Source organism: Bradyrhizobium sp. SZCCHNGR1005, from assembly GCF_032489995.1.
GTDB lineage: Bacteria > Pseudomonadota > Alphaproteobacteria > Rhizobiales > Xanthobacteraceae > Bradyrhizobium.
The window spans coordinates 616,498-630,874 of the sequence record NZ_JAUEZC010000001.1; the positions used below are offsets into that span (position 1 = coordinate 616,498).

The 14,377-nt window shown below is 64.7% G+C and carries 10 protein-coding genes; 1 reads left to right on the forward strand and 9 read right to left on the reverse strand.

The features are described 5' to 3' along the window. Window positions 1-46: 46 nt before the first annotated feature. The 9 genes from QXZ85_RS02865 to QXZ85_RS02905 all read right to left on the reverse strand — a co-directional run bounded on the left by QXZ85_RS02865 (window position 47) and on the right by QXZ85_RS02905 (window position 13,815). Entirely contained in the window at window positions 47-478 is a 432-nt protein-coding gene (locus QXZ85_RS02865) for an acyl-CoA thioesterase (protein ID WP_315706815.1), read from the reverse strand. Beyond that, window positions 475-2,571: a 3-hydroxyacyl-CoA dehydrogenase NAD-binding domain-containing protein gene (locus tag QXZ85_RS02870; protein ID WP_315767388.1), complete on the reverse strand. Its 2,097-nt coding sequence runs from the start codon at window positions 2,569-2,571 to the stop codon at window positions 475-477. Before QXZ85_RS02870 ends, QXZ85_RS02865 begins: the two co-directional genes overlap by 4 nt. Window positions 2,572-2,573: 2 nt before the next feature. Next, window positions 2,574-3,857 carry an acetyl-CoA C-acetyltransferase gene (locus tag QXZ85_RS02875; protein WP_315706817.1) on the reverse strand — a complete coding sequence of 428 codons (1,284 nt, stop codon included), beginning with the start codon at window positions 3,855-3,857 and terminating at the stop codon, window positions 2,574-2,576. Then, window positions 3,857-6,133, reverse strand: a complete 2,277-nt coding sequence (locus QXZ85_RS02880) for an acyl-CoA dehydrogenase (RefSeq protein ID WP_315767387.1) — start codon at window positions 6,131-6,133, stop codon at window positions 3,857-3,859. The genes QXZ85_RS02875 and QXZ85_RS02880 overlap by 1 nt, the downstream gene beginning before the upstream one ends. Window positions 6,134-6,350: 217 nt before the next feature. Then, on the reverse strand, window positions 6,351-6,974 hold the full coding sequence (locus QXZ85_RS02885; RefSeq protein WP_315706819.1) for a flavin reductase family protein: 624 nt from the start codon (window positions 6,972-6,974) through the stop codon (window positions 6,351-6,353). A gap of 100 nt (window positions 6,975-7,074) precedes the next feature. Continuing rightward, window positions 7,075-7,683 (reverse strand): TetR/AcrR family transcriptional regulator, encoded by a 609-nt coding sequence (locus QXZ85_RS02890; protein WP_315706820.1) that lies wholly within the window; start codon window positions 7,681-7,683, stop codon window positions 7,075-7,077. A gap of 58 nt (window positions 7,684-7,741) precedes the next feature. Next, window positions 7,742-10,882, reverse strand: a complete 3,141-nt coding sequence (locus QXZ85_RS02895) for an efflux RND transporter permease subunit (RefSeq protein ID WP_315767386.1) — start codon at window positions 10,880-10,882, stop codon at window positions 7,742-7,744. Window positions 10,883-11,122: 240 nt separating this feature from the next. After that, window positions 11,123-12,229 carry an efflux RND transporter periplasmic adaptor subunit gene (locus QXZ85_RS02900; RefSeq protein ID WP_315767385.1) on the reverse strand — a complete coding sequence of 369 codons (1,107 nt, stop codon included), beginning with the start codon at window positions 12,227-12,229 and terminating at the stop codon, window positions 11,123-11,125. Window positions 12,230-12,480: 251 nt separating this feature from the next. Continuing rightward, window positions 12,481-13,815 (reverse strand): MFS transporter, encoded by a 1,335-nt coding sequence (locus QXZ85_RS02905; protein ID WP_315767384.1) that lies wholly within the window; start codon window positions 13,813-13,815, stop codon window positions 12,481-12,483. 164 nt (window positions 13,816-13,979) lie between these two features. On the opposite strand from QXZ85_RS02905, the gene QXZ85_RS02910 reads away from it, so the two are divergent. Continuing rightward, a complete protein-coding gene (locus QXZ85_RS02910; RefSeq protein WP_315767468.1) occupies window positions 13,980-14,372 on the forward strand; it encodes a DUF2809 domain-containing protein in 393 nt (130 codons plus the stop codon). Window positions 14,373-14,377 lie beyond the last annotated feature (5 nt).

Below are 14,377 nucleotides of genomic sequence, written 5' to 3' on the forward strand. Positions count from 1 at the left end.
ATGCTAACAACTGCATACGTCCAACTGCACGCGCTCCTGGGCCTATCTAGCTGGCCGCCGCCGCGCCGTCCCGTTTGATCATCTGCGGACGACCATCATCGTCGATCGAGACGTAAGTAAAATTACCGTCGGTCACAAGGATCGGCTGCTCCTCTTTGCGTCGCAGCACCCAGGCTTCGAGATGCACCGTCATCGACGTGCGGCCGAGCCGAACGAGGTTGGCATACACGGAGACCAGATCGCCGACATAGACAGCTTTACGAAAATTCATCGCTTCGATCGCCACCGTGACCGTACGCGATCTCGCGACCTTGGAAGCGAACACGCCGCCGCCGACATCCATCTGGCTCAACAGCCAGCCACCGAAAATATCGCCATTGGCGTTGGTATCGGCCGGCATCGCAAGCGTGCGAATGCAGAGATCGCCACCCGGCTCGCTCGATGTGGTGAATGCGGCATGAACAGAAGCTTCGGTCACCTGAAAGTCTCCCAACCGGTATCGGGGGTGAACCGATCACCGAATTTCTGCGCGAGGCTGCGCAAGGTGGTCACGACATCCTCGATGCCGCGCGTGCGCGCATAATTCAAGGGGCCACCGCGAAACGGAGCATAACCTGTGCCGAAGATCATCGCTCCATCCACACTATCAGCATTATCCACAATGCCCTCACGCAGGGCAGCAACGCAGACATTGGAGATCGGCAGGATCAGGCGATCGATCATCTCTTGCGAGGGCTCGCGCTCCGTCGGTTGGCTCGCGATGCGCTGAGGCTTGCCTTCTCGCCAACTATAGAAGCCTTTGCCGGTCTTGCGGCCGAGCTCGCCTCTCGCCACCTTCTCGCGCAGCCACGCCGGCGTCGGCGGCAGCGCGTCGCCGAATTTGGTACGCAGCATGTCGCCGACGTCGAGGCAGATGTCGAGCCCGACCTGGTCGGCGAGTTCGATCGGCCCAATCGGCATGCCGAACCTGCGCGCGGCGGCATCGATGACGGTCTGGTCGATCTTCTCATCCAGGAGCACCATCGCTTCCAGCATGTAGGGCGTCAGCGCGCGATTGACGAGAAAGCCGGGCGAGCTCTTCACCGGTAGCGGCAACCGATCGATCGCGCCGACAAAGGCGAGTGCACGGCTGAACAATGCCTGATCGGTGCCCTCGTGATGGATCACCTCGACGAGCTGCAGCCGCGACACGGGATTGAAGAAGTGCAGCCCCAGCAGCCGTTCCGGCCGCAGCAGGCTGGTGCGCAGATCCTGAAGCGGAATGCTCGACGTATTGGTGGCAAGGATCGCATCGCCCTTCATGCGAGGCTCGATCGCGGCGTAGACTTTCTGCTTCAGCTCGAGCTTCTCCGGCACCGCCTCGATAACCAAGTCGGCGTTGCGCACACCTTCGCCCGCCATGTCCGGGATCAGCCGGTCGAGCGCATCGCGCACTTCGGGGCCTGTTCGGATGATCTTATTGAACAGATCGGCGGCGCGCTTGATCGCGCCTGCGATCGGCTCCGGCTTCATGTCGGCGAGCGTGACGCGCAAGCCCTGATTGGCGCACCAGGCCGCGATATCGCCGCCCATCGCGCCGGCACCGATCACGTGGACATGCTGGACCTGGCTGCCGGTGCCGGCGCTCTTCTTCATCTGCTCGCGCAGGAAGAAGACGCGGATCAGGTTCTGCGCGGTCGGCGTCACCATCAGGCCGGCGAACGAGGTCTGCTCCGCCCGCAGCATCGCGACCTTGTCGCCACCATGCCGTTCCCACAAATCGATCAGCGCGTAAGGCGCAGGATAATGCTCGCGCGGCGCGCTCTTCTCCGCTTCGCTCCGCATGCGATTGGCGAGCAGCCCGCGCACCGGGCCGGCATTGAGCAGCGCGTTCAGCATGCCGGGCTTGGCGCGCTTCAGCCGCCCGAACACGGCATCCTTCACCGCGCCGCGGACATGGCGCTCCTGCGTCACCGCATCCACCAGTCCGAGCGATTTGGCGCGGCGCGCATCGATGGTCTTGCCGGTCAGCATCAGGCTCATCGCCTGCACCGGATTGACCGCTTGCGTAAAGCGCGCGGTGCCGCCGAGGCCCGGGTGCAGGCCCAGCATCACCTCGGGGAAACCGAAGCGGGCTCCCTCGATCGCGATCCGTGACTGACAGGCAAGCGCCACTTCGAGCCCGCCGCCGAGACAGAAGCCGTGGATCACGGCGACCGTCGGGACGCGCAGCGCCTCCAACCGGTCGACCACCGCATGCGCGCGCAGCATCTCGGTGCCGACCGCGCGCGCATCGCTCGCGCCGCGGAAAGCATTGACGTCGGCGCCGGCAATGAACCCGGACGCTTTCGCAGAGCGGATGACGAGCCCGGACGGCCGGTGCGCTTCCAGCTCGGCGAGGACGCGATCGAACTCCTCGAGAACGTCCGCAGACAAGGTGTTGGCACTGGTCCCGGGCCGGTCGAACAGCAGCCAGGCGATGCCGTCCTCATCGCGTGTCAGCTTGAAGTTCTTGTACGGGCCTGCCGCATCAGCCACCGGCCCAAGCTCGCGCACGCGATCACTGAGGACATCCATGATTTGCGATTTCATGATCACACCGCCTCGATCAGCATGGCACCACCGAGCCCACCGCCAATACATTCGGTGGCAACGCCGCGCCGCGTGCCGAGCCGCTTCATCGCATTGACCAGATGCAGCACGATCCGGTTGCCCGACGTGCCGACGGGGTGACCGAGACTGATCGCACCACCATCGACGTTGAGCCTGGCGCGATCGATCGATCCGGCCGCGCCGTCGAGGCCGAGCACCTCGCGGCAGAACCGCTCGTCTTGCCAGGCAGCGAGACAGCCAAGCACCTGCGCGGCGAAGGCTTCGTTCAGCTCCCAGGTCTCGACATCCTGCAAAGCGAAATTGTTGCGCTTCAGCAGCGCGGTGGCCGACAGCACCGGACCAAGGCCCATGATCGAGGGATCGAGCGCCGACCACTGGCTGTCGAGAATGACGGCTTTCGGCGACAACCCGTGCTTCGCCACCGCATCTTCCGAGGCCAGGATCACCCAGGACGCGCCATCGGTGATCTGCGAGGAATTGCCCGCGGTCACCTGGCCCCAGGGACGTTCGAACACCGGACGCAATTTCGCCAGCGACTCCGCCGTCGAGTCCGGCCGCACGCCGTCATCGTGATCATAGAACTTGCCGTCGCGCGCGAACGCGGTCTCGACCTCGCCCTTCAGCCAGCCCTCGGCCTGGGCGCGGGCAAGCCGTCGGTGGCTCTCGGCCGCATACTCGTCCGCCTGCGCCCGGGTGATCCCGAACAGATGGCCGACCTTCTCCGCGGTCTGCCCCATGTTGAGCTCGGTGACGGGATCGGTGAGCCCGCGCTCCAGCCCGATGACCGGCTTGAAGTAGCTGGGCCTCACTCTCAACGCGGCCGCGATCTTGGCGGCCAGTGTCTTTGCGGTGGCAAGCCCCGCGAACCAGCGCACGCCCTGCTGCGGCCAGACCAGCGGCGCATGGCTCAACGCTTCGGCGCCGCCGGCGAGGATCAGATCGGCGTGGCCCTCGCGGATATAGCGGTAGGCGGTGTCGATCGATTGCATGCCGGAGCCGCAATTGATCTGCATGGTGAAGGCGACCATCCGCTCGCCCATCCCGAGCCGGAGCGCAGCGACACGAGCCGGATTCATCTCGTCGGCGATCACATTGACGCAGCCGAGGATCACCTGGTCGAAGCGATCGGGCGCGAAGGGTTGGCGCGCGAGCAGCGGCCGGCCGCATTGCACGGCGAGATCGACCGGCGTGAAAGGCCCCGGCCCGGAACGCGCCTTCAGGAACGGCGTCCTGCTGCCGTCGATGATGTAGACCGCGCGTGCCATCAGCTTGCCGCCCTCTGTTCGCCGAGCTGCTGAAAGAATTGATGCACATCGGCCGGTTTGCCGGCGATCGGCGACAGCGCCTCGGCTGCGAAATCGTCGACCTCGATCACTTTGGCCGCCGCCTCGTGGGCCGCGATAAGCCGGTCTGCATCACTCTGCGTAATGACGCCCTTCTTCACCGCTTCGGCGGGATCGCGCAGCCGCGCGGCGCGCAGCTGCTTCACGATGTCCTCGGCGGCGACGACAAGCCGCAGCGCCTTCTCCAGTCGCGCCACCGGCCCGTCATCATCGACCTCGGCGAGGTCAGGCGTCAGCCGGTCGCGCGCTGCTGATGGCGCGAGCAGGATCTGCGCGCACTGATGAACTATGCGATCCGAGGGTCCGAGCACCCGCGCGCCGAACGGCTGCACCACGAATTTCAGAAACCCTGCCACAAACCGGTTCGGCAGATTGGCGATGATCTCGGCAAAACGGTTCTCGATCGTCCTGCAGCCCGATGCCATGCACCATTCGAGCAGCGGCAGGTCTTCGGCTCGACGGCCTTCATCCTGCCAGCGCTTCAGCGCGGCCGACAACAAATAGAGCTCGGAAAGGATGTCGCCAAAGCGCGCCGACAACATCTCCTTGCGCTTCAACGCGCCGCCCAGCGTGAGCAGCGCCATATCGGCGCAGAGCGCGAAGGCAGCCGCATAACGCGAGAGCTGACGATAATGCCCGGTCGCACTCCCCGCTTCGGGCGCCGGTGCAAAGATCCCAAAGGTCCAGCTGCGGCCCCAGGCACGAAACAGTGTCGTGATGCTGTGGCCGACATGCTTCCAGAACGCGGTGTCGAAGGCGTCGAGCCCGGTTTTGCGGTCGCTGTCCGCAAGCGCATTCATCTCCTGCAAGAGATAAGGATGCGCGCGGATGGCGCCCTGCCCGAACACGATCAGGTTGCGGGTGAGAATATTGGCGCCTTCGACCGTGATGCCGACCGGCACGGCGCGATAGATGCTGCCGAGATAGTTCTGCGGTCCGTCGATCACTGCCTTGCCGCCATGAATGTCCATCGCATCGTCGATCGCGATCCGCATCCGCTCGGTCGCGTGCAGCTTCATGATGCCGGAGATCACGGCAGGATGATGCCCGGCATTGAGCGCGGCACAGGTGAGCCGGCGAGCCGCATCGAGCAGGTAGGCCGTCGCGGCGATCCGCGCCAACGGCTCCTCGATGCCTTCGAACTTGCCGATCGGGATGTTGAACTGTTCGCGGATCCGCGCATAGGCGCCGGTGGCGCGGGCGGCGAACGCCGCACCCGCGGCCGACAGTGACGGCAAGGAGATGCCGCGCCCGGCAGCCAGCGCCGTCATCAGCATCTGCCAGCCTTGCCCGAGCCGCGCCTTGCCGCCGATGACGTAGTCGAGCGGGATGAAGACGTCCTCGCCCCAGTTCGGACCGTTCTGAAACACCTGCATCGACGGCAGATGACGGCGGCCGATGCGGACGCCGGGCAGATGCGTCGGGATCAGCGCCACCGTGATGCCGAGTTCGTCCTGGTGGCCCACGAGGTGATCGGGATCATAGGCCTTGAAGGCGAGCCCGAGCAGCGTCGCGACCGGGCCGAGCGTGATGTAGCGCTTGTGCCAGTTGAGCCTGAGGCCGATCACCTCGCGCCCTTCGAACTCGCCCTTGCAGATGACGCCGCTATCGACCATCGCCGCCGCATCCGAGCCGGCCTCCGGGCTGGTCAGTCCGAAGCAGGGAATGTCACGCCCATCCGCCAGTCGCGGCAGCCACCGCTCCTGTTGCTCGCGGGTGCCGAAGCGCATCAAGAGTTCGCCCGGCCCGAGCGAGTTCGGCACCATCACAGTCACGGCTGCCGCAATCGAGCGTGAGGACAATTTGCGCACGACTTCCGAATGCGCATAGGGCGAGAAGCCGAGCCCGCCGAATTCCTTCGGAATGATCATGCCGAAGAACTTCTTGCGCTTGACGAAGTCCCAGACCTCGCGCGGCAGATCGCGCCATTCCCAATTGATCTTCCAGTCGTCGAGCATTCTGCAGAGCTCGTCGACCTCGCCATCCAGGAAGGCGCGCTCCTCCTCGGTCAAGATCGCCGGCGGGACAGCGAGCAGCTTGGTCCAATCGGGGTTGCCGGTGAACAGCTCGGCATCCCACCAGACATCGCCCGCCTCCAGCGCCTCGCGCTCGGTCGCCGACATCGACGGCAGGACACCGCGGGCCCAGGAGAAGATCGGCTTGGTGATGAAATCGCGGCGGAACGAATTCATAGCCATGTCCTCGAACGGTTTTGTCCTCGAACGCTCTTTCGACGAAGGTAGCGCCGGCGCCGGAGCGACGCCATCTTAGCCCAACACCCGGCGATTCAGGTGACAGTTCTCAGCTGACACTTTCGCATGAGAATCGAGTGAGTTACGCGCGCCCCCGATCAACGGCGAGCGAACAATGCGGTTCCGGTCGCCGCAGAGCAGGTCCAGGCGCTAGAATAGCGCCTCAATCCGGCCGCGCCATCTCGAACATCGCCTCCGGCGTGATCTCGAAATAGTCGCCGCGGCGGCCGGCGCGCACGATCGGATGCGCGAGCGCGGTCTGGTAGACGCCGTCCTTGATCAGCGACCTGTCGATCGTGACGCCGACCACTTCGCCGAGCGTGAGCCAGGCATTGGCCTTGGTGCCGTCGGCGCCCTGCAGCTGGATGATCTGGGAGACCTTGCACTCGAACGCCACCGGGCTCTCGCCGACCCGCGGCACATTCACGAACTTGCAGGGTACGGGGGTGAGGCCGGCCAGCTTGAATTCATCGACGTCGCGAGCGACATGCGCGGCGGTCGCGTTCATGCGTTCGGCCAGGTCGCGGGTGACCAGATTCCAGACGAATTCGCCGGTGTCCTGGATATTGGCGACCGAGTCCTTCCAGTTGGTGGAGGAGAAGCCGACGATCGGCGGGGTGTAATTGAAGGCGTTGAAAAAGCTGTAAGGCGCGAGATTGACGTTGCCGCTCTTGTCGCGCGAGGAGATCCAACCGATCGGACGCGGCGCGATGATGGCGTTGAAGGGATCGTGCTTGAGGCCGTGGCCGTTCTTCGGTTCGTAGAAATGCAAGTCCTGCTCGGTCACGCCTTCACCCTTCCGTCATTGCGAGGAGCGCAAGCGACGAAGCAATCCAGCGCTTCCTTGCGGCCCTGGATTGCTTCGCTTCGCTCGCAATGACGGGAAACTAGCTCGCAACCTTCCTTGAACCAAGCCCGACCAGCACGAAATCGATCATTTGATCGATGGTCGGTCCAGGCTTCCGCTCGCATTGAGCGATCATCTGCGGGTGGAAGAATCGCAGCATCGCGGTGGTGACGCACTGGGCCGAGAGCGGCAGATCGACCGCCTCGAACTCGCCCGATGCCGCGCCCTGCCCGATCACCCGGCCGATAATCTCCGTGATCAGAAGCATATGCGCCTCGCAGACCTCCCAGCTCTCCTCCATGGCGACCGCAACCATCTCGTGCAACTTGGCGTCGCCGACATAGCGCTCGGTATTCATGATATGGATGGTGGCGAGCAGTTCACGAAGGCGCGGCACCGCCGGTCCGGGACGCGCCGCAATCTCCTCCGCCGCCACCTCGACCTGGCCCATCAGCGTTCGCGCGACACCGTGATGGATCGCCTTCTTGGAATCGAAGAAGCGATAGACATTCGCCGGGCTCATGTGGAGCTCCTTGGCGATGTCGGCCACGGTGGTCTTCTGGTAGCCGATCTGCCGGAACAGCCGCTCCGCCACCACGAGAATCCGCTCGCGCGTATCGGGCTCGATATGGTCGGAAACCAGCGCCATGCTCGCCATCATTCTCCTCTGTCCAACGCGATTTTCAGCGCGATCCATTCAGCGGGATTTATTCAGCAGCCTCGGCGAGCGGAATGGTCTCATCCGCATGCCGCTCATGCTGCGCCGCAGGATCAGTTTCAGCGTCCGTCCCACGCTGATCGAGGCTCTTGCGGAACCAGAGAGCATACAACCCTGGCAAGTACAAGAGCGTGAGGAAGGTTGCGACGAACAACCCGCCCATGATGGTGATCGCCATCGGTCCCCAGAAGGCCGAGCGCGACAGCGGGATCATGGCGAGGATCGCAGCCAGCGCGGTCAGCACCACCGGCCGGGCCCGGCGCACCGTGGCCTCGATGATCGCCTCCTTGCGGGTCAAGCCATGGGCGACGTCGGTCTCGATCTGATCGACCAGGATGACCGTGTTGCGCATGATCATGCCGGCGAGCGCGATCAGGCCGAGCAGCGCGACGAAGCCGAACGGCGCGTTGGCGACGTTGAGGCCGAGCGAGGCGCCGACGATGCCGAGCGGCGCGGTCAGGAACACCAGGATCAGGCGCGAGAAGCTCTGCAGCTGGATCATCAGAAGCGTCAGCATCACGGCGACCATCAGCGGGAATAGCGCGAAGATCGAGGCATTGCCCTTCTGCGATTCCTCGACCGCGCCGCCGATCTCGATCCGGTAGGCCGGCTCGAGATGCGCGCGGATATCGGCAAGCTTCGGCCAGATCTGGTTGGTGACATCAGGCGCCTGCACGCCGTCGGCGACGTCGGAGCGCACGGTGATCGCCATGTCGCGGTTGCGTCGCCACAGGATCGGCTCCTCATGTGAATACTCGATCTTGGCGATCTGCTGCAGCGGCACGGCCAGGCCGTTGCGCGAGGTGATGGTGAGGTCGCCGACATGGGCAAGGTCGAGCCGCTCCGACGGGACCGCGCGGGCAATGACGCCGACCTTCTCGATGCCGTCGCGGATGGTCGTGACCTGCAAGCCCGAGATCAGCATCGCCAGCGACTGCGAGACGTCCTGCGGCGTCAGCCCGAGCGCCCGGGCGCGATCCTGGTCGACGACCAGCTTGAGGTACGGCGACTGCTCGTTCCAGTCGAGCTGCGGATCCCTCACATTCGGATTCTGCCGCATCACGTCGCGCACCTGATAGGCGATGTCGCGCACCTTGGCGGTGTCGGGGCCGATCACGCGGAACTGCACGGGGAAGCCCACCGGCGGACCGAAATTGAAGCGGTCGACGCGGACGCGCGCTTCGTTGATCGCGCCATCGGCGGCGGCGTTCTCGATCTTCGCCTTGATGCGCTCGCGTGCGGCGACATCCTTGGCGACGATCACGATCTCGGCGAAGGCCTCGTTCGGCAGCTGCGGGTTGAGACCGAGCCAGAAGCGCGGCGAGCCCTGGCCGACATAGGCGGTGTAGGTCGCGATGTCCTTGTCGTCCTTCAGCAGCGCTTCCGCCTTCTTCGCCGCCCTTTCGGTGACGTTGAAGGCCGTGCCCTCCGGCAGCCGCAGTTGCAGGAACAGCTCGGGCCGCTCGGACAGCGGGAAAAACTGCTGCTGCACATGGCCGAACGCGACGATCGCGGCGACGAAGACGCCGACGGTCGCCGCGACCGTGGTGATGCGATGCTCGACGCACCAGCGCACGATACGGCGCAAACCGCGATACATGCGGGTGTCGTAGATCGCGTGCTCGTCGTGACCGTGATGCGCCTTCATGTCGGGCAGAAGCTTCACGCCGATGTAGGGGGTGAAGATCACCGCCACGAACCAGGAAGCGATCAGCGCGATGGCGACGATCCAGAAGATGCTGCCGGTATATTCGCCGACCGCCGAATTGGCGAAACCGATCGGCAGGAAGCCTGCGGCCGTCACCAGGGTGCCGGTCAACATCGGGAAAGCGGTTGATTCCCAGGCGAAGGACGCCGCGCGGATCCGGTCCCAGCCCTGCTCCATCTTCACCACCATCATCTCGACCGCGATGATGGCGTCATCGACCAGAAGTCCGAGTGCGATAATGAGGGCACCAAGAGAAATGCGGTGCAGGTCGAGCCCGATCGCGTTCATGACGATGAAGACGATTCCGAGCACCAGCGGTACCGACAGTGCCACGACGATCCCGGTGCGCCAGCCGAGCGCCAGGAACGAGACGAACAGCACGATGACCAGCGCCTCGACGAAGGAATGCACGAACTCGCCGACGGCGTGCTCGACCACGTTGGGCTGATCGGCGATCTGCTTGAGTTCGATGCCCTGCGGCACCGCTTTCATGAAATCGTCGGTCGCGGCATGCACATCCTTCCCGAGCTCGAGGATGTTGGCGCCCTTGGCGGTGACGACGCCGATGCCGAGCGCCGGCTTGCCCTCCTGGCTCACCTTGAAGCTCGGCGGATCGACATAGCCGTGGGTCACGGTTGCGATGTCGCCGAGCCGGAACACGCGACCGTTGCTTTCCACCGGCGTCTCGGCCACCGCCTTGGCGCCGTCGAGCGCACCGGTGACGCGCAGCGGCACCCGCTGCGCCGAGGTCTCGACCGTGCCGGCCGGTGTCACATTGTTCTGCTTGGCGAGCGAGTCGAACAAGGCCTGGGGCGTGATGCCGAGCGTGGCGAGCTTGGCGTGGCTGAACTCGACATAGATGCGCTCGTCCTGGGTGCCGTAGAGATTGACTTTGTTGACGCCGTTGACCTTCAGCAGCCGCTGACGCAGGCCTTCGGCGACCTTCTTCAACTGCGCATAATCGGCGCCATCGCCGGTCATCATGAACAGGATGGAATCGACATCGGAGAACTCGTCGTTGACGAACGGCCCGAGAATGCCCGACGGCAACTGGCCGGCGACGTCGTCGAGCTTCTTGCGCAGCAGATAGAACAGATGCGGCACGTCCTTCGGCGGCGTGGAGTCGCGGAAGGTCACCTGCATCGCCGCGAACGACGGCTTCGAATAGGTCTGCACCTTCTCGAAATAGGGCAGCTCCTGCAGCTTCTTCTCGATCGGATCGGCGACCTGGCTCTGCATCTCGGCGGCCGTGGCGCCCGGCCACATCACGGAGACATTGACCACCTTCACCGTAAAGAACGGGTCCTCGGCGCGGCCGAGCTTCTGATAGGAGAAGAAACCCATCACGCCGAGCGCGAGGATCAAGAACAGCACCAGCGGCGGATGGCTGACCGCCCAGGCCGAGAGATTGAACCGCTTCATGGCACGCTCCGAGAGATGATCCGCTTGGTCACTTGCGATTGCCGATTTGGTTCGTCATTGCGAGCGAAGCGAAGCAATCCAGAATCTTTCCTCAGATATAGTCTGGATTGCTTCGTCGCCTTCGGCTCCTCGCAATGACGAAAGTTGTTGTCTCCGTCATTCCGGGACGCCTCGCAGAGGCGAACCCGGAATCTAGAGGTCCGGGTTCGATGCTCCGCATCGCCCCGGAACGACCGCGAATTAGAACGACAGCGCCGACACCACCCGCACCTTCTGGGCGGGATCGATCTTCTGCACGCCGAGCGCGACCACTTTCGCGCCCTCGTCGACGCCGCCGGTGACCAGCACGTCCTTGCTGTCGTAGGATTTCACCGTGACCGGTGTCAGGTTGATCTCGCCCTTGTCGTTGACGACGTAGAGCGACGGCTCCCTGCCCTCGCTGAACAGTGCCGACAGCGGCAGCCGCGCCACGCGCGTGGTGGCGGCATCGGCGAGCGTGAGCGTTGCGGTCATGCCGAGCGAGACATTGTCGTCGGCATCGGGCAGCGAGAATTTGGCAAGATAGGTGCGCGTGGCAGCGTCGGCCGCAGGCGCGATCTCGCGCAGGCGCGCCGCGTATTTCTTGTCGGGGTCCGACCACAAGGTCACGCTGGCCGTACCGGTCTTGGCACGCTCCAGCAGCGTCTCGGGGATCGCCACGACCGCTTCCTTCTCGGCAAAGCGCGCGACCCGGACCGCGGCCTGGCCGGCCGCAACGACCACGCCGGGCTCGATCATGGTCGCCGTGACCACGCCGCGGGCGTCCGATTCGAGCGTGGCGTAGGACAGCGAGTTCTTGGTCAGCTCGACCGAGCGCTCGGCACGGTTGAGCCGGGCGCGCGCTTCGTCGGCCGACGCCCGCGCCTGGTCCATCTGCGCGTCCGTGGTCCAGCCCCTGGCGCGCAGTTCCCTGGCGCGGGTCTCAGCCGCGGCAGCCTGAGCCAGCACGCCGGTGGCGGCGCGGCGTTCGGCTTCCGCCTGCTCGGCCTGTAGCTTCAGGTCGACCTCGTCGAGGACGGCGAGCGGCTGCCCCACGTCGACGGTCTGGCCGACCTCAACCAGGCGCTTCGCCACCTTGCCGGCGACGCGGAAGCCGATATCGGCTTCGATCCGCGGCTTGACGGTACCGACGAAGCTGCGCTCGGGCGTCTCGGCCTCGTAATGCACGGTCGCGACCAGCACCGGCCGGATCGGCTCGGCCTTCTGGGCGACGGTATCGTTGCAGCCGGCCAGGGCAATCGCGCCGACGGCCAGCGCAGCGCCGGTCAAGAGCTTGGAATCGCTGAGCAAAAAGGATCGGAACAGCATCCGACACTCCCATGTTGCAGTTGCACGGAGTGTCGAATGTTGACTGACGAATGTCAATAATCATCAGTGATCATGACTTCGTGAATGTTAAGACATGTTGCCGCAGGGGGCTTTGGGGTGCAGCGCCCTTTCTGGAGCGCGCGTGACACGCTCGCCCCCGGGATTTCCAGCTTGTTTGCCAGATGGTCGCAACGGCGAAATTCCGGGTTCGGTCACTTGGAGGCCGCCCCGGAAAGACGAGCGACTGGCCTTCACTCTGCCGGGCTCTGCCCCGCAAACTCGACCTTGCTCTCATGCCCGCCAAGGAAGGTGAGCACGCCCGCGACCAAGGGCAGCACGGCAAGCGCCAGCAGGCCGTTGGCGGTCGAGCCGGTGGAATCCTTGATCCAGCCGATCAGATACGGGCCGCCGAACCCCGCGAGATTGCCGATTGAATTGATCAGCGCGATCGCGCCGGCGGCAGCCGTGCCCGACAGCCACGCGGTCGGTAACGTCCAGAACACGCCGAACACGCAGAACACGCCGATCGCGGCCACCGTCAGCACGATCATGGTGACGGTGGGATCGGTGATATAGCTGGAAAGCGCGAGCGCGACCGCGATCAGCATCAGCGGCGCGCCGACATGGAAAACGCGCTCGCGGCTCGCATCCGAATGCCGCGCCCACAGGATCATCGCCACGGTGCCGAACAGATAGGGGATCGCGGTGACGAAGCCGGTCTGCGCGTTGGTGAGGCCGAACGCCTTCACGATCTGCGGCAGCCAGAACTGCATGCCATAGAGCGCGCCAACGAAGCCGAAATAGATCAGGCTCAGCATGATCACCTTGGGCGAGGACAGCGCCTCACCGAGCGTCATCTGATGGGTCGCCTGCTTGGCGGCGATCTCGGCGTCCAGGCGTGCCGCGAGCCACGCCTTCTGCTCGGACGAGAGCCAGTCCGCATGCTCAGGTCTATCGGTGAGATAGAACCAGGTGACCACGCCCACCAGCACGGACGGGACGCCTTCCAGGATGAACAGCCACTGCCAGCCCTGCAGGCCCATGACACCGTCCAGCCCGAGCAGCAGGCCCGAGATCGGCGCGCCGATCACGGTCGACACCGGCACGGCCACGGCGAAGGCCGCGAGGAAACGGGCGCGATACTGCGCCGGATACCAATAGGTCAGATAGAGGATGATGCCCGGAAAGAAGCCGGCTTCGGCCACACCGAGCAGGAAGCGCAGGATATAGAAGCTGGTGGCGCCGGAGACCATGGCCATCAGCGCCGAGATGATGCCCCAGGTCACCATGATGCGGGCGATCCAGCGGCTGGCGCCGAACTTCTCCAGCGCCAGGTTGCTCGGCACCTCGAAGATGAAATAGCCGATGAAGAAGATGCCGGCGCCCCAGGCGAAGATCAGCGGCGTGAACTTCAGCTCCGCGTTCATCGTGAGCGCCGCGAAGCCGAGATTGACGCGGTCGAGATAGGAGAAGAAATAGGCGAGCACCAGGAACGGGATCAGCCGCCAGGAGATGGCGCGGATGGTCGAGGTCTCGATGTCGCTGGCGCGATCACGCGCGGCAGATGAAGTGGCGGACAGGCTCATGGCGCTTCTCCCGGACTACTCTTGTCGTTCTGTTGGGACCGGGTTTTCAGCATCGGCGGAGGCAAGTCAATTGGAATCGTGCATATATCAGCCATCATCGACGGAGCGCTGCGAGTTGCCCCGCACATGAGCGTGGTGCCGGTGCCCAGCGCCACAGCCGCGCCATCGGGGTCCTTGCGCTGGCGCTGACGGTGATCGCGCTCGGCCTCGGCTTGCGCTTCTACGGCCGCGGGTTCGGCTTGCCCATCTTCGTCGTCAAGTATGGCGGCTCGGCCCTGTGGGCCACGATGGTGTACTTCCTGCTCGCCGCAACGGCGCCTCGCCTGCCGAAGTCGCGACTGATGGGCATCGCGCTGACGGTCGCGATCCTGGTCGAGCTGATCCGCCTCGTGCATACGCCCTGGCTCGACAGCTTCCGCCTGACGCTCGCCGGCGCCCTGCTGCTCGGAAGGATCTTCTCGGTATGGAATATCGTGGCCTATGCGGTGGGGATCGCGCTGGGCGCGGCGGTAGATCTGAAGGTTTGCGCTGATGCCTCTCGCAATGACGGCAATTGAGCCGT